This window comes from Dyella sp. RRB7 (assembly GCF_022761115.1).
Lineage (GTDB): Bacteria > Pseudomonadota > Gammaproteobacteria > Xanthomonadales > Rhodanobacteraceae > Dyella.
In genome coordinates, this window is sequence record NZ_JAKWJS010000010.1 from 49,022 (window position 1) to 72,422 (window position 23,401).

At 64.7% G+C, this 23,401-nt stretch carries 16 protein-coding genes and 3 tRNA genes; 7 read left to right on the plus strand and 12 right to left on the minus strand.

The features are described 5' to 3' along the window. Positions 1–41: 41 nt before the first annotated feature. On the minus strand, positions 42–1,148 hold the full coding sequence (locus tag MJ606_RS17715) for a glycoside hydrolase family 18 protein (protein ID WP_243050883.1): 1,107 nt from the start codon (positions 1,146–1,148) through the stop codon (positions 42–44). Between the two features lie 242 nt (positions 1,149–1,390). Here MJ606_RS17715 and MJ606_RS17720 point away from each other — a divergent pair, with 242 nt between their 5' ends. After that, entirely contained in the window at positions 1,391–1,714 is a 324-nt protein-coding gene (locus MJ606_RS17720; protein WP_243050884.1) for a cytochrome c, read from the plus strand. Positions 1,715–1,732: 18 nt separating this feature from the next. Next, positions 1,733–2,086, plus strand: coding sequence for a cytochrome c (locus MJ606_RS17725; RefSeq protein ID WP_243050885.1), 354 nt, complete (start codon positions 1,733–1,735; stop codon positions 2,084–2,086). A gap of 75 nt (positions 2,087–2,161) precedes the next feature. On the opposite strand, the gene MJ606_RS17730 is transcribed toward MJ606_RS17725, so the two are convergent. After that, positions 2,162–2,770 carry an NfuA family Fe-S biogenesis protein gene (locus MJ606_RS17730; protein ID WP_243050886.1) on the minus strand — a complete coding sequence of 203 codons (609 nt, stop codon included), beginning with the start codon at positions 2,768–2,770 and terminating at the stop codon, positions 2,162–2,164. 139 nt (positions 2,771–2,909) lie between these two features. On the opposite strand from MJ606_RS17730, the gene MJ606_RS17735 reads away from it, so the two are divergent. Continuing rightward, complete coding sequence (locus MJ606_RS17735) at positions 2,910–3,251, plus strand: 4a-hydroxytetrahydrobiopterin dehydratase (RefSeq protein WP_243050887.1); 342 nt, start codon at positions 2,910–2,912, stop codon at positions 3,249–3,251. Next, positions 3,248–4,777: a CPBP family glutamic-type intramembrane protease gene (locus tag MJ606_RS17740; RefSeq protein ID WP_243050888.1), complete on the plus strand. Its 1,530-nt coding sequence runs from the start codon at positions 3,248–3,250 to the stop codon at positions 4,775–4,777. Before MJ606_RS17735 ends, MJ606_RS17740 begins: the two co-directional genes overlap by 4 nt. Here the strand turns inward: MJ606_RS17740 and MJ606_RS17745 are convergent. Then, entirely contained in the window at positions 4,745–5,758 is a 1,014-nt protein-coding gene (locus tag MJ606_RS17745) for an RluA family pseudouridine synthase (protein ID WP_279236967.1), read from the minus strand. The two genes, MJ606_RS17740 and MJ606_RS17745, sit on opposite strands and share 33 nt — an antisense overlap. A gap of 341 nt (positions 5,759–6,099) precedes the next feature. On the opposite strand from MJ606_RS17745, the gene MJ606_RS17750 reads away from it, so the two are divergent. After that, positions 6,100–9,210 carry an Rne/Rng family ribonuclease gene (locus MJ606_RS17750; protein ID WP_243050889.1) on the plus strand — a complete coding sequence of 1,037 codons (3,111 nt, stop codon included), beginning with the start codon at positions 6,100–6,102 and terminating at the stop codon, positions 9,208–9,210. Between the two features lie 75 nt (positions 9,211–9,285). Here the strand turns inward: MJ606_RS17750 and MJ606_RS17755 are convergent, their stop codons facing one another. The 5 genes from MJ606_RS17755 to MJ606_RS17775 all read right to left on the minus strand — a co-directional run bounded on the left by MJ606_RS17755 (position 9,286) and on the right by MJ606_RS17775 (position 10,814). After that, a complete protein-coding gene (locus MJ606_RS17755) occupies positions 9,286–9,939 on the minus strand; it encodes a response regulator (RefSeq protein WP_243050890.1) in 654 nt (217 codons plus the stop codon). Positions 9,940–10,091: 152 nt separating this feature from the next. Continuing rightward, positions 10,092–10,337, minus strand: coding sequence for a hypothetical protein (locus MJ606_RS17760; protein ID WP_243050891.1), 246 nt, complete (start codon positions 10,335–10,337; stop codon positions 10,092–10,094). Positions 10,338–10,381: 44 nt separating this feature from the next. Beyond that, positions 10,382–10,468, minus strand: a tRNA-Leu gene (locus tag MJ606_RS17765). Positions 10,469–10,583: 115 nt separating this feature from the next. Next, a tRNA-Cys gene (locus tag MJ606_RS17770) sits at positions 10,584–10,657 on the minus strand. A gap of 81 nt (positions 10,658–10,738) precedes the next feature. Beyond that, positions 10,739–10,814: transfer RNA gene (locus MJ606_RS17775), tRNA-Gly, on the minus strand. A 281-nt stretch (positions 10,815–11,095) separates the two neighbouring features. On the opposite strand from MJ606_RS17775, the gene MJ606_RS17780 reads away from it, so the two are divergent. Together MJ606_RS17780 and MJ606_RS17785 are read left to right on the plus strand one after the other, a co-directional pair. Further along, entirely contained in the window at positions 11,096–11,797 is a 702-nt protein-coding gene (locus MJ606_RS17780) for a pirin family protein (RefSeq protein WP_243050892.1), read from the plus strand. A 115-nt stretch (positions 11,798–11,912) separates the two neighbouring features. Continuing rightward, a complete protein-coding gene (locus MJ606_RS17785) occupies positions 11,913–12,857 on the plus strand; it encodes an MBL fold metallo-hydrolase (RefSeq protein WP_243050893.1) in 945 nt (314 codons plus the stop codon). 31 nt (positions 12,858–12,888) lie between these two features. Here the strand turns inward: MJ606_RS17785 and MJ606_RS17790 are convergent, their stop codons facing one another. The 4 genes from MJ606_RS17790 to MJ606_RS17805 form a co-directional block, all read right to left on the minus strand. Beyond that, positions 12,889–13,245 (minus strand): tRNA-binding protein, encoded by a 357-nt coding sequence (locus MJ606_RS17790; protein ID WP_243050894.1) that lies wholly within the window; start codon positions 13,243–13,245, stop codon positions 12,889–12,891. Next, positions 13,242–14,531, minus strand: coding sequence for an FAD-binding oxidoreductase (locus tag MJ606_RS17795; protein WP_243050895.1), 1,290 nt, complete (start codon positions 14,529–14,531; stop codon positions 13,242–13,244). Before MJ606_RS17795 ends, MJ606_RS17790 begins: the two co-directional genes overlap by 4 nt. Before the next feature lie 91 nt (positions 14,532–14,622). After that, complete coding sequence (gene pbpC, locus MJ606_RS17800; protein WP_243050896.1) at positions 14,623–17,028, minus strand: penicillin-binding protein 1C; 2,406 nt, start codon at positions 17,026–17,028, stop codon at positions 14,623–14,625. A 49-nt stretch (positions 17,029–17,077) separates the two neighbouring features. After that, a complete protein-coding gene (locus MJ606_RS17805) occupies positions 17,078–23,113 on the minus strand; it encodes an alpha-2-macroglobulin (RefSeq protein ID WP_243050897.1) in 6,036 nt (2,011 codons plus the stop codon). Between the last annotated feature and the right edge of the window lie 288 nt (positions 23,114–23,401).

The following is a 23,401-nucleotide window of genomic DNA, read 5'->3' on the forward strand; positions in this document are numbered from 1 at the left end:
GCCATCGCCCCGGCTTTCACCAGGGCGATGGCAAGCGGCTTTCAGTGCGCCCGCAACGACTGATCGAGCACGTCCAGCAGTTCCTCGTTGCGGTCCAGGCTGTGCTCCCAATACATCACTCCACCCAGGCCCTTCGCCTTGACGAAGGCCGCCTTGGCGCGCAGTGACTGGGGATCTTCATAGGTGATGAAGGTGTGGGTGGCGGCATTCCACAAATACGGCGCCTGCGCCCGTGCATCCCAGTGCCGCACATAGCCGTTCTTGTCGATGTCGTTGGCGACCAGTTCGCTCCATGACGGCGAGCCCTCGTACTTGGCGTACTTCTGTTGCAAGCCATCGTGCTGCGGATCGACGCCGGTGAAGGCACGCCCATAGAACGCGACACCGAGATTGAGCTTCTTCGCCGGCACGCCCGCCGCCAGGAATTGCGCGACGGCCTTGTCGCCCGCACGGTCATCTCCTGGGGCAAGCGTCGACAGGTGCAGTCCCGCGTGATGGCCCGTGGTGGGCGTGAGGCTGTTGTGGAAGTCGTAGGTCATCAGGTTGATCCAGTCGAGCGAGCGCCCCACCCGCTCCAGCTCGATGCCCTGCACGAACTCGCCATCGGCTGCGGCAATGGTCAACAGGTAATGGCGACCGCCATGGGCGGCACCGAACTGGTCCAGCCGCGCACGCAGGGTTTCCAGCAGCAGGCTGAAATTGCGCCGGTCTTCCGGCCGGTGGCTGATGCCGGCACCCGGCAGCGTGGGGTATTCCCAATCGAGATCGACGCCGTCGACATCGTATTTGTCGATCAACGCGGCGGCGCTGTCGGCCATGCGCTGGCGGGTGGCATCGGTCAGCGCCACGTCGGAAAAATAATCCGCGCCCCAGCCACCGATGGACACCACCACTTTCAGGTTCGGGTTGCTCTTGCGCAGGCCCACCAAGGCGGCCAACGTTTGATCCGCCGTGGGACTGGGCAAAACCACATCGCCCTTGGGCTCGAGTCGCGCGAAGGCGTAATTGACGACGTCGAGCTTGTTCGCGCTCACCGTCGGCAGGGGCTTGGCATCGGCCACGTATCCGACGATGCGATAGTGCGCCGAGGCATCGGCCGCGAAAGCCGGTGTGCCGCTCCCGAACATGCCCAGTACCAGCAGCGGCAAGGCAAGCCCGCGCCATCTGCTACGGCCGCGCGGCCACCCATGATTCCCCTTCGACATACCCTCTCCCTTTCGTTTGTATCCGGCACGGCCAAGCCGCGCATCCGAGTGCATCTAGCGACCATCGTGAACCCGCTTACCGATGCAGATCAGTGGCTTGCGACATGTTGTCCGTTTGTGAATGCAACCACTATACTTTTGAGACTATTCACCATGTACCAGCCGGAATCGTGGGGACAAACTTGATGACTCGACTGCAACTGCTTGGCCTGACCGTGGCCGCAGCTCTTCTCGCCACTGCCAGTGTGCATGCCGAGGGCGACAAGAGTGCCGGACGCAAGTTGATCTACACCTGCAATGGCTGCCACGGCGTACCGGGCTATGCCAATGCGTACCCGAACTATCCGGTGCCGCGCATCGCAGGCCAGAACGAGCAGTACATCGTCAATGCCTTGCACGAGTACAAGAGCGGCGAGCGCAGCCACCCGACGATGACCGCGCAGGCGCAGAGTCTGTCCGACAAGGACATCGACGATATCGCCGCCTATCTCTCCAGCCTCGCCAAGTAAGCCAAGGACCTCTAACGCATGAAACGTGCGCTCACCCTGCTTTCATTCGGCGCCGTGCTGGCGTTCGCTTCCACCCAGCTGCTGGCCGCCGGCAACATCGAGAACGGCAAGCAAAAGGCCGCCACCTGCTTCGCCTGCCACGGCACCGACGGCAATGCGGTCGATCCGCAGTACCCGCGCCTGGCCGGCCAGTACAACGAGTACATCCAGCAGGCCTTGCACGAATACAAGACCGGCCAGCGCGACAACGCGATCATGAAGGGCTTCGTCGCCACACTGTCCGACCAGGACATCCAGGATGTCGCCGCCTACTTCTCGAGCCTGCCGACCAAGCTCGATACCCTGCAAGGCCACATCCAGGGCGACAAGTAATCGCCTTCGCTGTTCCGGCATGAGCAAGAAGGCGCGCTTGAAGCGGGCCTTCTTTTTGACCGAGGGCCGAGCCGCCTAACCTAGCGCCGACTGCCCTTCGTGCTTCTTGTAGTACGGATTGCTGCCGCCGCTGTGATCGGTGGCATCGCGCACCTCGGTGATCTCGGGCACGCGCTCACGCAGCGTCTTCTCCACGCCGTTCTTCAAGGTGACGTCGACCATGCCGCAGCCATGGCAGCCGCCACCGAACTGCAGCAGCACCACGCCGTTGGCGTCCACTTCCAGCAGGCTCACGCGCCCGCCATGCGAGGCGATCTTGGGATTGACCTCCGCCTCCAGCACGTAGCGCACCCGTTCGATCAGGCCGGCTTCCTGCCCCGGGATCTCGCCCTTGATGCGCGGTGCACGAATATTGAGCTGGCCACCCGTAGCGTTCGTCTCGAAATCGATGGTGGCATCTTCCAGCCAGCGGGCGCTGTCGCCTTCGACGTGGAATTCAAAGCCGTCGCAAACGATGGTCCATTCCTGGCCGGTCAGTTCATCCGGCTCCACGAACTCCAGTTCGCAATTGGCCGCGGGGGTGCCCGGGGCGGTCACGCGCAAACGGATGCCCAGCCCGTCAATGCCTTGCTGGGACAGCAGCCGCAGGAAATGCCGCTGTGCGCGCTCTGAAATATCAATCATGTCTACTCCAACTAAACCCCGGCCAGGCCGGGAATACAGCACCATTTTAGTCCTGTTTCGTCTTCGCTGCTTGCTTTTGACTTTTGCGCGCCAAGCTTCGACGCTTCGCACCTTTCTCTTCAGCACGGAATCCTTCGCCATGAGCCTCAGCCAACTCGCCAGTCAGCACTGCACGCCGCGCAAGGGCAAGGAACACGCGCTGGATGCGTCCAAGGTCACCGAGCTGCTCGGGTCGCTGCCGGGCTGGCAGGTCAGCCATGACGGCAAGGCCATCATCAAGGACTTCACGTTCCACGACTTCCACCATACGCTCGGCTTTATCAATGCGGTGGGCTTCATGGCCAACCAAGAAGACCATCATCCGGACCTGGAAGCCGGCTACGGTCATTGCCAGGTGCTATGGTCGACCCACGACGTCGGCGGGCTCTCGCTCAATGACTTCATCTGCGCTGCGCGTGTCGAGGCCTTGCTCGAGCGTTGAGCACGCCGCACGCCATCCGCCGCATCGCCACCGCCGTGGGCTTTTTGCTCGCGGCGGCCGTGCTGTTCTGGGCGATGGCGGCCCTGTCGGCCTGGATCACCCGCGGTCAGCTGCTGCGCGATGCCCGCCATCAATGGGCAACCCTGCGCGAAGGCCAGCCGCTGTGGCAATGGTCCCTGCGCTATCCCAGCGATCTGGTGGCGGGCCGCGTTTTTGGTCAGGCCGATGTCGCCCGCGACGGCAGTGGCCTGCGCTTCACCAGCCGTGATGGCTCCCCGTTCGAACTGGGCCTGCCGCTAACCGGACCGGTGGATCTTCGTCACTGGCCCCTGCTCCGCCTGCAACTGCAAAGCAGCACCGATGGCCTGCTGGGCCTGAGTTACCAGGCGGACGAATCCAGCGACGCCTGCGTCGCCACCGATGCGCGGCGGATCTCCCCGGGTGTGACCGAACTCTTGATCGATCTGCGTGCGCTGAATTGGCACTCCGCCCAAGGAGCGGGCTGCCAGCCCCCGGACGTCGTCACTTATATGTTGCGCCTGCGCCCGCAACTGCCGGCGCACGCCACGCTGCATCTCGCACAGGCCACCCTTGTCGCCAGCCAGCCGCCTTCGCCACCGGCCGCTATCGATGCCGATGCCGCCGACATCCGGCTGCCGGCCACGCACAGCGTCGCCGACACGCTGGCCACCGTCGCCGCCCCGCCTGGCACGCCACTGGTACGCCTGCCGGCCGATGCCTCGGCCGAGTCCATGCTGTCCCTGCGCGACCGGGTGCGCCAGCATTGGCCGGCCGCCCTGATCGTGCCCTGGGGGCAGCCGCTATCCGCGATCCGCACCGACGCCATGCCAGCCTGGCTGGACGGGGCGGTCTGCGGCATCTACCTGGCCTGCTTGCTGTGGCTTGCCTGGCGGCAGACCCGCGAAGTCAGCCATCCCTGGATCGAGGTGGCCGCCATCGCCGCCGGCCCGCTATGGCTGATCGCCGGTCTGCGTTGGGGGCCTCACGTTTCTATTCCCGGCGTCATCGCCTTCATCGCCGCGCTCGTCTATGCCGGCCAGGGCGAATGGCGACGACGGCCGGTCGCCTGGTCCTGGTGGGGGCGAAGCTGGGCCGACTGGCTGTGGCCACTGGTGCCGCTGCCGGTCGCCGCCGCCCTGACCCTGGCCGACGGCCACCGCCTGGTTCGACTCGACACCGGCCACATACTGGCCTATCTGGCCTGGGCTCTGCTGCAGCAGTGGGCGATGCTGGCCGTGGTAATGGGGCGGCTACAGCATACGCGGCTGCCACAGCCGGTGATCGTGCTGATCACCGCCGGGCTATTCGGGTTGCTGCATACCCCCAACGGATCGTTGATGCAGCTGTGCCTGGCGGCCGAACTATGGTGGGCGTGGCGCTTCCTGCGTTCGCCCCGACTGGTGCCGATTGCCCTGGCCCACGCGGCCAGCGCGCTGCTGGTCGAGAGCGGGCTGACCGGCCACCTGCTGCGCTCACTTGAGGTCAGTGCGCGCTTTTTCCAGTAGATATTCCTGCAGGCGTCGAATCTTTTTTCCTTTTACAGCAAGTACATCCAGGAAGCTCTTCAAGTCATCTGGCAGTGGCGCGGAGAAGCTGTAGGCGCGATCATCCAGCTCGAAGCTCATGTGCGAGGCATGCAGGAACATCCGCTGCAGGCCCAGCTCCTTGAACAGCTTGTTCATCTCCTTGTCGCCGTATTTCGGGTCGCCCGCCAGCGGGTGACCGATATGCGCGGCGTGCACGCGGATCTGGTGCGTGCGCCCGGTACCCAATGTGGCCTGCATCAGGCGAGCCGCCGGATACTGCTCCATCTCCTGGAAAAAAGTGAGCGATGGCTTGCCGTTATCGGACACTCTTACCATGCGTTCTCCGCCCTGGAGCACCGACTTGAGCAGCGGCGCATTGACGTTGAACTTGGCCTTGGAGGGGTGGCCGACCATCAGGCAGAGGTACTGCTTGGTCACCGAGCCCTCGCGGATGGCCGCCTGCAGGCCGGTCAGGCCGGCGCGGGTCTTGGCGAACACCAGCACGCCGCTGGTATCGCGGTCGAGGCGATGGACCAGCTCCAGGTGCTCGTTCGGGCGGGCGGCCCGCAGCAACTCGATGGCGCCGTGGCTGATGCCGCTGCCGCCGTGGCTGGCAATGCCGGCAGGCTTGTCGATCGCCAGAAAGTGCTTGTCCTCGAAAATGATCGCATCGGCCACCGCCGTCACCATGCCGGCCGCCGGTGCCCGGTCGTCGGCCTTTTCGGCCGTGCGCACCGGCGGAATCCGCAAGGTATCGCCGGCCGCGAGACGGGTATCGGGCTTGGCCCGCTTGCCGTTCACCCTTACCTGGCCGGTACGCAGCAGGCGGTAAATCATGCTCTTGGGCACCCCCTTGAGCAGGGTCATCAGCGCATTGTCGATGCGCTGACCGTCCCGCTCGGGGCCAATCGCGACTTGACGCACACCTTGAGGTGCGTCTGGGGAAGTTGCCGTCTGCATTGAAAAAAACCTGGCGAAATAGGATACTCGGCGGGCGCTACGTCCCGCCCTGCCGAAGTTTCGGAGTGGAGTCGGGGCGCCCGCCCGTGACGTCGGCGAGGATAGCGCCGGTCGCCTTCTCTGGCAGCCGGTCGCTGCTCCCTTTCATCGTAACGGTTCGGGTGGTCGTTGTCCGGTTCCATGGGGTTCCGGGGCGACTGGCGTATTGCCACGAATCATCCCGGGACCGGAAACGGTACCGTCATGTTGCCGCTTAACCGCTGCGGCGCGATCCCCGGCAGGCCGCCGACAACCGGCGCCACCAGGGCACGCGACGCGCGGCAAGCCGAGGAAAAATTACAATGAAACGTATGCTGATCAACGCAACTCAGCGTGAAGAGTTGCGTGTGGCCATCGTCGATGGCCAGACCCTTTACGATCTCGACATCGAAATCCCGTCCCGCGAGCAAAAAAAGGCCAATATCTACAAGGGCCGCATCACTCGCGTCGAACCCTCCCTTGAAGCCTGCTTCGTCGACTACGGCGCCGAACGCCACGGCTTTCTTCCCCTCAAGGAAATCGCCCGCGAGTACTTCACGGCGGGCCTCGATCCCAACAAGTCCAACATCCGCGACCTTCTGAAGGAAGGCCAGGAAGTGGTCGTGCAGGTCGAGAAGGAAGAGCGCGGCAACAAGGGTGCGGCGCTCACCACCTTCATCAGCCTGGCCGGCCGCTACATGGTGCTGATGCCCAACAACCCGAAGGCCGGCGGTGTCTCGCGCCGGATCGAGGGCGAGGATCGCCAGGCCCTGAAGGAAGCCCTGGAACACCTCACGGTGCCCGACGATGTCGGCCTGATCGTGCGTACCGCCGGCATGGGCCGCGACGCCGAGGAGCTGCAGTGGGACCTGGACTACCTGCTGCAATTGTGGAAATCCATCTCCACCGCGGCCGGCTCCCAGAAGGCGCCGTTCCTGATCTACCAGGAATCGAAGCTGTTCATCCGCGCCCTGCGCGACTACCTGCGCAACGATATCGGCGAGATCCTCATCGACGAGGAATCGCTGTACAACGACGCCCGCGAATTCGTGCAGCAGGTCATGCCGACCGCGCTGCGCAAGCTCAAGCTGTACCGCGACGACACCCCGCTGTTCTCGCGCTACCAGATCGAGACGCAGATCGAGAGCGCATTTGACCGCCAGGTGCGCCTGCCGTCCGGCGGCTCCATCGTGATCGACCAGACCGAAGCGCTGACCGCCATCGACATCAACTCGTCGAAGGCCACCAAGGGCAGCGACATCGAGGAAACGGCGTTCAACACCAACTGCGAAGCGGCGGTGGAAATCGCCCGCCAGCTGCGCATCCGCGACGCCGGCGGCCTGATCGTGATCGACTTCATCGACATGGACAGTCCCAAGCACCAGCGCGAGGTGGAAGAGCGCCTCAAGGACGCGCTGAAGCTGGACCGCGCCCGCGTGCAGATCGGTCGCATCAGCCGCTTTGGCCTGCTGGAGATGTCCCGCCAGCGCCTGCGCCCGAGCCTGGGCGAAGCCACCCAGATCGTCTGCCCGCGCTGCGAAGGCCACGGCCATATCCGCGGCGTGGAATCGCTGTCGCTGTCGACGCTGCGACTGATCGAAGAACACGCCATGAAGGACAACACCGGCCAGGTGCTGGTGCAGGCGCCGCCGGCGGTCGCCAACTTCATGCTCAACGAAAAGCGTGCCAGCGTGGTCGAGATCGAACTGCGCAACAAAGTGCACGTGGTGATCGTGGCGGACGACAAGCTCGAAACGCCGCACATCGAAATCCAGCGCATCCGCGAAGCGGACATGGGCGAGCACAGCAAGCCCAGCTACGAGCGCCTTACCGCCGTCGAAGCCTCGGCCATACCGAAGATGGGGCAGACGCTGGGTAGCAGCGAGCAGCCGGCCGTCAGCGGCATCGTGCCCGCCACGCCCGCCCCCATCCGCGAAGAAGTACCCGATGCGCCCGCGCCGGCAGCACCGCAGGCCAAGCCGGCTCGCCAGCCCGCCGCCGCTCCGGCGCCCACCGGCGGCGTGATCTCGCGCCTGCTCGGCTGGTTCCGTAGCGGCGCCGCCCCTGCCGCACCGGCCCCCGCAGCCAAGCCCGAGCCGGCTCCAGCCCAGGCCCGCGGCAATCGTCGCGACGAGCGCGGCCGTCCGGCCCAGGGTGGTCAGCCGGGCAATCGTCAGCAGCCGCAGCAACCGCGTCGCGAGCCCGGCCAGCAGGGTCAGAAGGGTCAGCCGCAAGCCAAGGGCAACCGCCAGCAGCGCGGTGGCGACCAGGCCCAGCAGCGTCAGCAGCAGGCCCAGGGTCCCAAGCAGGAGCCGCGTCAGCAGCAGGCCAAGGCCGAAGGCGCCCAGCCGCAGAACGAACGCAAGCAGGGCACGCCACAGCAGCGCCAGGAACCGCGCCAGCCGCGCCCCGCCCCTGCTCCGCAGCAGCAGCCTGCGGCAGAACAGCCGCTGCCCGCCGCGCAGACCGCCGAGCGCCCTGTCGTCGTGGCCCCCACGGCCGACATCGCCAAGGAAGTCATTGCCACGCCAACCGTCGTCGAGACCGCTGTAACGCCCGAGATTGCCGCCAACACGACGCCGGAAACCGAAGGCAGCCAGTCGCGCCGCCGTCGCGGCCGTCGTGGTGGCCGCCGCCGCCGCCGTCACGAAGACACCGCCCAGGGCGGCAGCCCGTCGCCGGAAGGCGCGGACGAGCACTTCGACCTGGACGACGAAGATCGCAATGAAGGTGCCGCCCCTGCAGCTCCGGCCGCCAAGCCAGCCGTTGCTGCGGTCGCCACCGTCGGTGCGGCAGCGGCTGTCGCCCATGCCATCGACGAGACGCCGGCCGCGCCGATCACATCGGTCGAGGCACCCGTGGCCGCACCACGCGCACAGCCCGCCGAGCACGCACCGGAGCAGGTGTTGAGTGCTGTGGCGCCGACCTCTTTCAATCTGCCGACCCTTCCCCCTATTCCGGAAGGCCTGGCAGCGGAAGTCGAGGCCCAGGTGGTCAAGGTCGAGGCACCCGTGGAACCCGTGGTCGTTCACGATGCGATCGCAGCCAGCGAACCGCAGGCTTCCATCCCGGCCTCGCTCACCACCGATGCCGCCGCCAGCACCACGCATGAAGTGCCGCCCCCCCGCATCGCCGTGGTTGAACCTGCTCCGGTCACTGCCAGCACCACCGTCGATTTCCAGAAACACCTGGAAACCTCGGCCCATGTCGAACCGGCCGCCCCGCTGGCGGCCACGGCTGCCGAGCTGGTAAGCGTCCAGCCTGAGCATCAGCATGTGGCGGCACCGGAACCGGCCGCCCCCGTCCTGCCGACGCAGGGCGACCTGCTGGCCCACGCAGGACATCCGCCTGCACCGGTAGCGACACCATCGGTCGTGGTCGAGCCTGTCGCCGGCGAAAACGACGACGCCAAGAAGGATGCCTCGCACGGCTGATGGCCATGCCTCCTTCAGGTATAAAAAAAGCCGGACTCACGTCCGGCTTTTTTTATGTGCTATCCGCAATCCGGGTCAGTTGCCCACCTGGTTGTTATGCGTATCAAGCAGCCCGTGGATGGTCATCAGGTGCGCCAGGCTGATCACGTGATCCACCTGCAACTTTTCCATCAGCCGCTGCTTGTAAGTGGAAACCGTCTTGGGGCTGAGATTGAGCTGCTCGCCGATCATGGTGAGCGCCTTGCCACGCACCAGCATCATGGCCACTTCAAGCTCACGGCTGGAAAGCGCATCGAACGGCGAGCCCTCGCCATCGAGCGTGGCCAGCGCCAATTGCTGCGCCACCGCCGGCGCCAGGTAGCGCCGGCCGGTCGAGACCTGGCGCACTGCATCCAGCAGCTCCTCGGCGGTGCAACCCTTGGTGAGATAGCCCAGCGCCCCCGCATCGAGCAGGCGCTTGGGGAAGCGGGCATCGTCCACCACGGTGACGATGATGATGTGCGTCGGCAGCTTGGAACGCGCCACCCGTTCCGTCAGCTCGATGCCGCTCATGCCCGGCATGTGCACGTCGACCAGCGCGATATCGGGCGTCTTCGAACGGATGAGCCGCAGCCCGTCCTCGGCCGTGCCTGCTTCACCACTGATGTGAATATCCGGCTGCTGCTGCAGGATCATCCTGAATCCTGTACGCACCAGCTCGTGATCGTCGATCAAAACCACCTTGATCACCAGGCGCCCTCCTTGGGTTAATTCACCTGAACATAGGCTGCGATTTCGCTTTATGCAAGCGATAAGCATGGGTGGAAAACGTATTACCCGATCTGCCTACGGAACGTTATGACATTCCCCTACAAGAACTTATTGGCGCCGTTTTCTTCCGGCTACTCTACGCCGGTGGACCAGTTCCTGAGCCCGGCAGCATCGAGGTCGAAATCCTCGACAAGAACGGTCAGCGTGTTGCCACTCTCATCCGACCACTGCTGCTCCCCGGTGCGTCGAAGGACCCCGGCAACGGTGGCGCCGTGAACGATCGCGCAGTCGTCCACGCAGGTGCCCACGACATAGCCCTCGGCCAGTTCGGCCGCGACGCGGTCTTCATAGGGACCAAGAAACCGGATGACGCTCATGACTCTCCCCGGATGCACTGACCGTCCGCAACGCTTTTCATCGATGGTGCCCGGAGCGGGAATCGAACCCGCATAACCTTTCGGTTGAGGGATTTTAAGTCCCTTGCGTCTACCAGTTTCGCCATCCGGGCGGGTCGCGGAAGCCCTGCATCCTAACATGCGCCTACCCGGCTCCCGAGCCTGTTGGCGAAGGAGTGGCAGCCACAAAAAACCCGCCGGGAGGCGGGTTTGATGCTTGGTGCGCAATGGAGGCCTGGGTCGGAATCGAACCGGCGTACACGGCTTTGCAGGCCGCTGCATGACCACTCTGCCACCAGGCCATTGCGCACGAATCGTAACCTGGATCAGATCACAACCCGCTTAAAAAACAAAACCCCGGGAGTCCGAGGTTTGCTTGAAACTGGAGCGGGAAACGAGACTCGAACTCGCGACCCCGACCTTGGCAAGGTCGTGCTCTACCAACTGAGCTATTCCCGCATCAGAGTCAGAAATAGTAACAGAACGGCGGCATTTGTGAAGAGTCTCGGCCGACTTTTTTTATTGGCAGGAGACCGGGCACATCGAAACACACCGGGGAACCCGGGCCCAGGGCTTAGGGATAGCCGCCCATTCACGGTGTCATCGCGGCACCTGGATAACCTCGCCCAAGGAGCCTTTTGGCAACAGTCCGTTCGTCAAGTCACGACTGGTGTCGCTCGCCGATCGTCCTATCTTAGCTGGCAGGCCATTTCGGCACAGTCCATTCAAGGGAGTACCACATGATCGAACGTCGACCTTTCGATGCTCTGGGCGGGGCCAACCACGGTTGGCTCGATGCCAAGCACCACTTCTCCTTTGCCAATTACCACGATGCCTCCCGCATGGGCTGGGGCGCGCTGCGCGTGTGGAATGACGACACCATCGCGCCGCAGACCGGGTTTCCGCCGCATCCCCATGGCGACATGGAAATCATCACCTATGTGCGCGAAGGCGCGATCACGCACCAGGACAACCTTGGCAACAAGGGCCGCACGGTGGCAGGCGATGTGCAGGTGATGAGCGCCGGCACCGGTATCACGCATGCGGAGTACAACCTGGAGCCGGGCACCACACGCATCTTCCAGATCTGGATCATCCCGAACCAGCAAGGCAACCCGCCGTCCTGGGGCACCAAGCCGTTCCCCGTGGGCGATCGTTCGGGCCGCTTCGTGGCACTGGCCAGCGGCTTCAAGGAAGACACCGATGCGCTGCCCTTGCGCACCGATGCACGCGTGCTCGGCGCATCGCTGAAGGCCGGTGAAACGGCGTCGTACGAGTTGGGCCCGCAGCGCTTTGCCTATCTGGTGCCGGCCAAGGGCAAGGTGGAAGTCAACGGCGTGACGCTCGATGCACGCGACGGCGTGGCCATCCGCGACGAACCGAAGTTCACCGTTACCGCGCTGGAAGATGCGGAGCTGGTGCTGGTCGACGCCTCGCCCTGAGCATCGCCGTACGCGCGGCGGCAGGCACTGGCCTTGCCGCCGCTCGACCATGGTGGGAGTGATCGTCCACGCATGCCTTGCTACCCTCGCATGATCCGTCCACACGAGATTGGTCATGAACCACGGCATTCACACCATTGATACCGGTTTTGTACGCCCGCGCTTCGATGCGGCCTATCTCGTGGTGCAAAACGGTCGCGCCGCGTTTATCGATTGCGGAACCAACTACGCGGTGCCACGCATGCTCGATGCACTGGCCGCGGCCAAGCTCACACCTGCCGATGTCGACTGGTTGATCCTCACCCACGTGCACCTGGACCATGCCGGCGGCGCGGGCGAATTGATGGCGCGCTTGCCCAATGCCCACCTCGTGGTGCATCCACGCGGCGCACGTCACATGATCGATCCCAGCCAGCTTTGGGCGGGTGCAAGCGCGGTCTACGGCGAGACCGTGATGGCGGCGACTTATGGCAAGTTGCGGCCCGTTCCCGCCGAGCGCGTCGTCGAGGCGCCCGATGGCCATGTCGTGGCATTGGACGGCCGCGAGCTGCGCTGCCTGGATACCCCGGGACATGCGCGTCATCACCTGTGCGTGTACGACGAGCGCGCGAATGTCTGTTTTACCGGCGACACGTTCGGCTTGTCGTATCGCGAGCTCGACACGGCTCAAGGCCCTTTTATCCTGCCTACGACATCGCCGGTGCAGTTCGACCCCGAGGCGTTGCACGCCTCCATCAAGCGCCTGCTCGCCTTGCAACCCGAGGCCATGTACCTCACCCACTACGATCGCGTCAGCGACGTCGCCCGACTGGCTGCCGATCTGCATGTACAGATCGATGCCATGGTGCATATCGCGCAAGCCGCGAACCAGGCCCACTCGGATGCAGCGCAACGCCACGAGGCGATGAAACAGGCACTGACGGAACTCTACGAGACTCGTGCACGCGCCCATGGCTGGCCGGGAGACCACGCCCAGTTGCTCGACCTCCTGGGCATGGATATCGAGCTCAATGCGCAGGGCCTTGGCGTATGGCTGGACAGCCGACGGCAGGCTTCCTAGCCACGTATACGGGCACGCTTGACGATGCCTCTCAGGCAAGCCTGGTGCCGTTGGGAACGCGACGCTCGATGGTGGTAATCACCACGCCCTCTTCGGTCGGGAAGCCGGTGAGCAGAAACTGCGAGCGGAACGGGCCGATCTGCTTTTCGGGAAAATTGATCACGCCCACGATCTGCCGGCCCAGCAGGTCCTCGGCCTGGTAGAGCCGCGCGATCTGCGCGCTGGTCTTCTTCTCGCCATAGGGGCCGAAATCCGCCCACACCTTCCATGCCGGCTTGCGCGCCTCGGGGAATGCTTCCACCCGGGTCACCGTACCGGCCACCATCAGCACCTTCTCGAACTCGGCCCAGCTGATGTCCGCCAGGTCTGCCATCTTCGTCTCGCTCATCCTTCCAACCTCGTCTTGAACCAGTCTTTGCCCTGCTGCCACCAGTAACTGGCCTGCGCACCAAGATAACCCCAGGGGCGATAGGTGCGTGCCAAGCCATAACCACTGAACTGCCTCCAGCGATCATCGCCCTCGGCGAGCGCCGATGCCAGCAGCTCACCCGCTGCGCACGTGGGTGCCAGGCCGTGCCCGCCAAACGCCTGCGCCCACCACAGCCCGTCGCCCGAGCCGCCGATCTGTGGCATCTGGTGACGCGCATAGCTCATCAGGCCCGACCACGCATAGTCGATGCGTACACCCTTGAGCTGGGGAAATACGCGCAGCAGGTCCTGCGTAAGCAAGCGTTGCACGGCGCGTGGCGAGCGGTCGCGGATGGAAATGCGCCCGCCCCACAACAGCCGCGTATCCGGCAGTGGGCGGTAGTAGTCGAAGGCAAAGCGCGAATCGTAGATGGCCGAACGCGTATGCAGGCATTCGGCCAGGCGATCACCCAGCGGCTCGGTCACCATCACATAGGTGGCGATGGGCAGGATCGCCCGGTCGACCTGACGACGCAGTCCGGCGAGGTAGCCACCGCAAGCCAAGACCACCTGGTCGGCATGTACTGCGCCATGTGCGGTTTCGATGCGCCAGCGCGTGCCATCACGACGAAGCTGCCAGGCGTCGGTGTTCTCGTGGATGCGAACACCCTGCCCGGCTGCTGCACCTGCCAAGCCAATCGCCAGGTTGAGTGGATGCAGGTGCAGTGCATTACGTTCGTAGAGGCCGTCGAAATAGCGCTGGGTACGGATGCGCTCGCGCAGCTCGCCCTGCGGCACCCATTCCCATTCGATGCCGTAATGTTTCGCCAGCAGCGCTTGCCGCTGCCGCAGCACGGCGGGGTCACGAAACCAGTTGGCCCAGACGACGCCCTCGTCTACCACATCGCAGGGAATCGCATAGCGCGCCACCTGCTGGCGAATACGCTCCACCGCCTCGGTAGTTAGGCCGAACAAGGTCCTGGCAGCGGCCTCACCCAGCTGATCAAGCAAGGATTGCTCACCCAGCGAGTAGCCCGCAAATACGAAGCCGCCATTGCGACCGGATGCACCAAAGCCAACCTGCTCGCGCTCCAGCAGCACAACATCGGCCACACCGCGCTCGGCGAGGCCAAGCGCCGTATGCAAACCGGCGAAGCCGCCACCGATGATCGCCACCCGCGCGTCGATGCGCTCCTGCAGCGGCGCATAGGGCGCGTAGGGCGTAGCCGTGGCGCGGTAATAGGAAACTGCCGGTGACGAGCTCATGCGCTATGCGTGCGGTTGTCTCGGTGACGACAAGTAAGCATAACGCAGGGTTACCACGTCTCTGCGACATGACTCACGACACGGGGCCGAACTACTCGACCAGGCTGACCCCGAGCGGTCGCTCGTCGCTGCGGCCATGGTCGTCCACCACGCGAACGGTGTAGTTACCCGCCGCCGGTGGCTGCCAGAAGAACGCCTCGCCCGGCGTCGTGCGTCCGACATACGCATCGTTGACGAACCAGTACATCTCGCGCACCGAGGCATCGGCATTGGCGCTGAAGGCGATGCGATCCTCCCCTGCCCGCTTCAAGCGCATCGCGTAGATGCTGCCGCGCAAGGGCGATGTCATCGCCGGCGGTTCGCCATCGATGCTCGCACCGGTACTACCGCAGGCATCGTTGCGCGGCGGCATGCGTCGGGGAATGCCCGCCTGCACGAACACGCGTTGCAGCTCCGAGGGCCAGAACTCGTACACCTCTACATGCGTGTGCTTGCCTGCATACGGCGGGCATGCCGGCTTGCCGGTCGCATCGTCGATCACCACCGGGCGGTGCACCTGGCTTACGCGGATGGGCGACTTGCCCGGAATAAACCAGGTCATGCCGCGCTGGGGACACCACTGGTTGGGCAGGTCGCCGCTGGCCAGGCAGATATCCACCCGGCGCAGGTGAGCTGGCATATGCCTCACCGGCTCGCTCATCTGCGGCTGGGCGGCATGCAGTGCGTCGACGATCTGGAAGAACAATGGCGCGGCCGCCTCCACGCCGACGAAAGCCTGATTGCTGCTGCCATCGAAGTTGCCCACCCACACCACCAGCACATAGGGCCCGAAACTGCCGACGGTCCAGGCATCGCGGAAGCCCCACGAGGTGCCGGTTTTCCAGTACACCGGCAGGCGATCCGGCTGGGCGCCGGTGGTTTCATCAGGGCGCGGATTCTGTCGCAGCATATCCATCACCATGAAACTCGCCTCGTCGCTCAGCAGGCGCGTGCCGGCAGCCGGTGGCTCTGCCGCGGTGAGCCTCAGCGGCCGCAACTCGCCGCGATTGGCCAGCATGGCGTAGAGACCGGCCAGTTCCTGCATGGTCACTTCGCCGCCACCCAGCACGAGCGCGAGGCCATAGTGTTTCTCGCTCGCCATGCGGCTGATGCCGGCATCGCGCAGGAACTGGTAAAGCGTCGGCTGCTGCAACTGCGAGGCCACCCACACGGCGGGGATGTTGCGGCTGCGGATCAGCGCCTCAGTCGCCGTCACCGGGCCCAGGAAATGCCCATCGAAGTTCTCCGGCGTATAGGGGCCGAACGCCGTGGGCACATCCCTCAGCACGGTCTGCGGATGCAGTACGCCCTCGTCGAATCCCAGCGCATAGATGAAGGGCTTCAGGGTGGAACCGGGCGAGCGCTTGGCCAGCGTGCCGTTCACCTGGCCCTGGATATCGGCATTGGCGTAGTCGGCCGACCCTACCAGCGCCTTCACGCCCATATCGCGGGTATCGAGCAGGATGGCCGTGGCGTTGCGGATGCCACGCCCCTGGTTGCGCTGGATATAGCGACCGATCTGGCGCTCCAGCACATGTTGCAGGTCCAGGTCGAGCGTGGTGGTGACGCGGCTGTCCTGCTCGCCCGAAGCGATGCGCCGGGCCGCCAGCACCTGGTCCACGGCATGCGGCGCTTCGAACGGCAACTGCGACAGCGGCCGCAAGCGCAGTGGCAAGGCAAACAAGGGCCGCAACGCTGCATCTTGCGGGTGACGGACTATCCAGCGCGCGTAGAGGCGGTTGCGCGACGCGCTCAGGTTGGCGCCGATCACATCCTTCGCGGCGGCAGCGGCGCCAGCCTGCAGCCGCCGCGTCGGGTCCTGTGGAATCACCGCCAACGTCAGCGCCTCAGGCAGGCTCAGCGCGCTAGCCGACTTGTCGAAATAGGCCACGCTGGCCGCACCTACACCTTCCACGTTGCGGCCATAGGGTGCGTCGTTGAGATATGCCTCGAGAATCTGGTCTTTCGAATAGAACAGTTCCAGTTGCACGGCACGCGCCACCTGGCGCAACTTGCCCATCGGCGTGCGGGTATTGAGGCGCCACAGCAGGCGCGCCAGCTGCATGGTGATGGTGGAACCACCCTGCCGATTGCCATGGCTGACATAGGTGACCCAGGCCCCGCGCACCAAGCCGTAAACGTTGAAGCCCGGATGCCAGCGGTACCAGCGATCCTCATGCAGCTGCACGCCCTCGATCAGCGCCGGCGAAATATCCTTGAGCGGCACCCACAGCCGGTAGCGATCGTCGGAGGCCAAGGTCAGGCGCATGAGGCGGCCACGCGCGTCGTACACCGCCGTCGACGAAGGCAGCCAGTCGCGCAGCGGCCGATGCGGCCACAGGCGACAACCCACCAGCACGACCGCCACCAACGCCAGACCCACCAGCCAGTTCTGCCAGCGATACAGCCAGCGCAACCAGGCGCGGCACCAGCGGACCAGGGTGGATGACGTGATCATGCAGGGATATCGATCGGCGCGCCTTCGTCAGGAAGGCGCGCCGTTCTCCTCAGGGTTGGCGTACGACATTCAGCGTCACGCCGCCGGCCGTGCGCGCCTGCACACGCCGGTCGTACAGCGCCTCGCCATAGGCCGGCGGCACGATGAACTTGCCGGCATTGGTGGCCTTGATGCGATAGACGAACTCACCGACGTTCGAGGTCGCCGTACCGTAGAGCACGACGCGATCCTCGCGCACATCCGCGTAGTCCAGCGCCCAGCTGGAGTTGCCCACGCCGATCGGCGAACGCCACTCGCTGGCCTTCACGTCGCTGTCGCCGCCACCATCACCGTGATCGCGACCATCCTGCTGCTGATCCGTGACGGCCGGCGGCGGCTGGATCACCGGCTCGAAGCCACCGGGCAACAGGTCAACGATGGCGATGTCGTCATAGTCGCTGCCGTCGGTGCTGCGGATCTTCAGATGTACGTCGATCTCCTGGCCCACGGTCACCTTGTCGATGGCCTTGCCATTGGTGTCGGTGTAGTCGCGGGTGATTTCCAGCCCATCCTTGATGGCCTTGGCCGGCTGGTCACGATCGTAGCCGCCCTGGCTGACCACGCGCCAAGCCGGCAAGCTGCTGTCGTTGGTGAAGCGCAGGCGCCTGGCGTCCGCACTCCAGCTACCCGCCTGCAGCAGGTTGCCCTGCGGCGCGGCAATCGCCTTGACCGAGCCGTCGGCCATCACCTGATCGATGCGCAGCTTGTCGAGCTGCGTGTTGTTTTCCTGTGCGTAAGTATCCAGCGCCAGCAAGACCATCGACGACGACAAGGTGTTGTACCAGCCGTACTGCAGCGGCTCGGTGATGTTCTCCATCACGCGTGGCGACAGCGCCTTGGCCCGATCCGGGAAATGCTTGCTGAGCAGGTACAACGTGGTGGCGTCACGCGTCAGCGAGTCGTAGTAATAGCCGTAACTGTAGTCCTTGTCGGCCTTGCTGCGCTCAAGCAGCTTCTGTGGGCCGGCGATGAGCTGCGCGGCCTGCTTGTCCTGCTTGAGCAACTGGTACGACGCCGCCAACCATGCCGCGGCCAGGTCGTTCTTCCACTGGTCGGGATAGGCATCCTGCAAGCGCTTCTGCACGGCAGCCAGGTCATTGGTGGTGACGTTGCCCTGGCGGGTCAGCAGGTACACCGCGTAGGCGCGCTGGCGCACCAGATCCAGCCCATCGAGGCTGTCGTCGCTCGCCAGTTGCTTGAGGTACGTGTTGCCGGCATCGAACATGTCGCGCGGAATATCCACGCCACGATCGCGCGCTTCCAGCATGAAGTGCATGGCGTACGTGGACACGAACGGGTTCGCATCCGGTGTGGCCGACCACAGGCCGAAACCGCCCTGCCCGTTCTGGCGCGAATGCAGCACGTCGAGGAACTGCGACATCGCCTCCTCGTTGGTGAGCTTCTTGCCGCCATTCATCACCGGCTGCAACGCATCGGCGAACACCTTGACCTGCGGCCACTTGGACAACACCAGTCGCGGCATGGCCGCACTCACGATCTGCTCGCTGCAGTAGTGCTGGAAGTTCACCAGATAGGTGGTGAGGCCACTCGACAATACGAGCGGGATGTTGGACATGGCCGCATCGCGCGAGGCGTACTCGCTGTACATGCGCCGCAGCTCCGGCTGGTCCTGCTTGCCGCCGGCATCCACGCGTCCCACGTCCACCTGGGTGCGATAGGCCGACGCCGGACGCACCGAGACATCCACGCCCTGTCGCGCCGACTTGTCGCCATAAGCGGCCACGAAGCTCAGGTTGCCCGAGCCCAGCTTGTCGGTGGCCTTGACCCGGAACAGCACCACGCCCTCGCGCATCTCGCCCAGGTTCACGTTCTGGGTCGCGGAGCCCAGCACCTGCAACTGCGGCCCGGTCTTGAGCGTCACGTTCACCGGCACCTGCTTGCCGCCCAGCCCGGTGAGATTGTTGGCCACGCCCACGCTTACCTCGGCCTCGTCACCGGGAGCCAGCGTGGTCGGTACGTTCGGCGACAGCACGAAGTCGCCACGCACCGTGGTGGAGCCTTCGAAGGTGCCGATGCGATCGGGCGACACGGCCACCGCCATCACATGCAGCTTGCCGTTGAAGTAGTCCGGCACCTGATAGGTCAACTCCTTCTCGCCGCTCACGTCGACAATGCCCGACCAGTAGGCGACCGGCTTGTCGCGCTTGCGCTTGAACGGATTGAGCTGCCGCCCAATGGCGCCATCGGCATCGCCGCCCGGCGCGGCCATCGACATCAGCTTCTCGAAGTCAGGCAGGATCAGGTCGAGAATCTGCGACGTGCCCACTTCCAGCATGCGCTTGCGGAAGAAGAACTTCAGCGGGTCGCCGAGCTTGTAGCGAGCCACCTGCAGGATGCCTTCGTCCACCGCGAACACCACCATGCGGGTGGGCTGTGGCGCGCTGAGCTTGAACGTCACCGTTTCGCCCGGCTTCACCAGCGCCGGCGAGTCGACCTTGATCGCATTGCGCCGCGCATCGAGGTTCACCGAGAACGGCACCACGCCATAGCTCAACGGACTCATGAAGATCTCGTCCGAGGACGGATCACGGATGTACTGCACGTTGATGTAGCCGTTGCCTTCGAAATCCGCCGGCACGGTGATGTGCTGCACCGAGCTGGTGGTGTCGGCGTGGAACCAGGCGTGCGCGTAGACCTTGTCGCGCTCGATGGTGATCAGGCCACTGCCGGCATACGGCGCGCGGATGGCGATATCCACCGATTCGCCGGGTGCATAGTCCTGCTTGCTGAGGTTGAGCTGCAGCTCGGCATTGCGGTCGAGCGAGCGCGAAACGTTGGCGGCGCCCGCCACCGAGTACTCGACGCGGTTCACCTCGACGCCGTCGCTGCTGCGCACGATCACCAGCGCATAGTTGCCGGGCTTGTCGGTGGGCAGGGTGTAGTCCATGCCGGCCGCGGGAATGGCCAGCGGCTTCTCGTCGAGCGGAATCTCCTTGAGCTTGGACTGGTACTTGTAGACACCGGAATCCTGCCTGGTCAGCACGGAGATGTAGCGGCGCTCGACCAGGCGTGCCTTCAGTTCGGTGAGCGGCATCGACTTGGCGGTGTGATCGATGGCCACCAGGTGCACGCTGCGCGGCGCAGCGCGATTGACGTAGTCGAGGTTGTCCACCGACTTGTAGCCGACCAGCCAGTCGTTGTTGGACACCAGCGTCTGCGCCGCGGCGGCGACGCTGCGGCCGCCTTCGGGTTCGTAGGCCTTGGCCAGGAAGTACAGCTGATAGGTCGCATCGGCGTACTTCTTCAGGTCCAGGTCGAACTCGGCATGCCCCTTGTCGTCGGTCTCGCCGTCCTGCAGCGATTCTTCGTAGCCCTCCTTGGCACGACGCACGTCGTAGAAGTGATAGTCCGGCCAGCTGCGGAACGCAGGCCATGCCGGGCGCAGGGTCAACGAAGCCTCGACCCGGCGATTGGCGGCCGGCGTGCCGAACAGGTTCATTACATCGACGATGCCCTTGATCTGGTCGGGTTTCACCCAGCCCTCGGCTACCTGTCCCGCGAGCTTGGCCTCGACTTTCATGCGATCAGGCAGGAACTCCTTCACCTGCAGCGTGGTGCTGCCGATCTGCGCGCTGGCCTTGCCATCCTTGACGATGTACAGGTTCACCGTCCAGGTGCCGGTAGGCGCGGTTTCGGCCGGCGCGTACGCCAGTTCGCCAAAGCCCGACGCATCCATCGACAACGGCAGCTGCTTCACCGTCATGCCGCGCGGGTCGACGATTTCGGCCTGCAACGGAATACCCACCACGCTGCGGGTCCAGCTGGCGGCCCGCACGATCAGGCCGACATGGAAGGTATCGCCCGGGCGATAGATGCCGCGGTCGGAGAACAGATAGGCCGACAACTGCCCTTCGTTCTGCGCATTGCGCTCGCCGCCCACGTCGAAGCGGGAGAAATCGAGCTTGCGCTCGACGCTGCTGTACCCCCCGATGGGCAGGAACGACAGATCGTCGCCCTTCTTCACCACGTAGAGCGTCGGTTGCTTCTCACGCTCCAGCCCCTTGAAGGTGGGGAAGTGCACCACGCCGTCAGCCGCGGTGGTTTCGCTGAAAAGCGTCTGGCCGTTGACCGCCAGCACCGACACATTGGCGCCCACCACCGGTTCGCCGCTGCGGATGGACTGTACGAACACATCCTGGCTGCCATCCAGCGCACGCTTCACCAGCATGCCCAGGTCGGTCACCACGATCATGCGGGTATCGGAGGGAACGGGCGCGTTGTCGTCGGTTGCATTGTCCGACATGTCGCCTTGATCGCCCTCGGCACCCTCCGACTCGCCGTCGCCAGCATCGTTGCGCGGCGCGGCCTGCGCCCCGGCTTGCGCGGCTTTGCGGGCCTCCTCCTGCTTCTGTTCGGCGACGGCGTCGTAGCTGGACAGATGCAGCAGGAACACACCGCGCTTGCCGTCCTTCAGGTACTGGCCCAGGTCGACGCCCTCGTAGTGCGCCTTGGCCGGATCGCCCTTGGGGAAGCTGCGCTTCTGCTCGAAGCGTTCCACGATGTGGTCTTCGCTGAACTCGTAGCTCAGTTGGGGATTCGCGTAGGTGCCCTGGTTGAAACTGACCAGGTGCTGCAGCTGGTCGGGCAACACACGACCGATCTCCATGCGCATGCCCGGCAGGTTGCGCGACACCACGGAAATCCGCTTGCTGCCCGAGATCGACAGCAGCGAGCCATCGGCCATGAAGCGCAGCAGCTTGGGGTAATCCGGCACGGTGACCACGTCGGCGTGCGCCTTGCCAAGGATGTAGCCGCCGAAGGACTTCAGCCCCTTTTCCACGCGCACATAGATCCGCTGACCGGGTTCGGCCTGGTATTTGAAACTCTGCACCGCGTCGTAGTCGTTTTCGGTGGGCACCAGCTCGAGCTTCAGCGGCTGCGCCTGGCGCAGCTCGGCTTCGCCCACTTCGGAGGCACTCCAGCTGTAAGGCGGCTCATCGTCGCCCTGCTTCACGCCGGCTTTGCGCTTGGGCAATACCCAAGCCTTGGTCAGGCCAGCCAGCTCGCTGTCACGCACGTTGCCACCGACGTTGACCACCAGCACCTGCTCGGGCTCGTACTTCTCGTTGTCCACCAGGGTGGGAGCGATGTTGTCGATGGACAGGCTATAGAGCCCGGGCACGCGAACGCGGGCATTGAGCGCATTGGCCGTGCCATCGCCGCCACGAATGCTGCGTACGCCTTTGCCGATGCTGTACTGCACGCCGCCCTCGTCGCGCGGCAAGGCCAGGGGCTGCGAATGAATCCAGGCATGCAGCTTGGGCTGGTCATAGGTCACGGTGAACTTGAGCGGCGCGTCGCTGCCGTCGCGTTGCGCCAACGCCACGCCAATGCGCTTTTCGAAATCCACCGAGTCGACCGGGTAATTGAAGGCGACCGGGAGTATGGTTTTCTTGGCTGTGGCGTCCTGCGGATCCTGGTAGAACTCGCCATTCTGCAGACTGGCCTCGAAGGCCACCGTATCGAAGCTGAAATGGTCCTCCGCCATCAGCACGTGGCCCGCAAAGGCCTTGGCCGCATCGAAACGAACCTCGTAATGGCGGCCGATCGGCCAGTCCTCATCGGGTACGAAGCGCAGCGTGTGATCGTCAATCCAGGTCCAGCGCCCCTTGGCGGCGGGCTGCATGACGATGCCGCTGGTGACCGGCTTGCCAACCAGCTCGATCGGCGCCGCGGACCCGGAGAAGTTGAGCGTCAACGGATGGATAGTGATCGGCTGCGTCGCGTAATCCGTCAGCGCCGGGGCCTCGACCGCGAACGTGATGCGCGCAGGTTCCACCGGCCTGGGACGATGCTGGTACCACTGCCAGCCGAACCAGCCGCCCGCCCCCAGCACCAGAGCCCCCACCAGCACGCCGGCCGCCTGTGCCGGCCGTTGCCGGATCCAGCCTCCCGTGGCCGGCAGCCAGGCTGGCGCCGACCAGCTGACCTGCCCCAGCAAGGGGCGCAGGATCAAGCCTATGCCCGAGAACAGGCCGCGCAGCAGACGCAACGGCAGCAACAGCAGAAACCGCAACAGATCCATGATGCTTCCCTGGCTTTCATCCGATGAACACGAAGACGGCATGCCGCCGGCCCAGGGTACGGATCGGATGCGTCAAAACGCCCGCCTCTTGCGAAGCGGAGTTAAGACAACCGGTGTACCCATGGCCATGCTGCGCGCCAAACATGGCGGAACGCGGGAGGGATTCTGACATGCGTCCGTCAAAGACGCAGTCGGATAAGTCTGATTCCGGGAAGACTGCCGTCTCTACCCTGCCTTGCGCAGGGGATCGCCGGGGCGAATCACCGGCCCGCAGGCCGGCGATTCAGC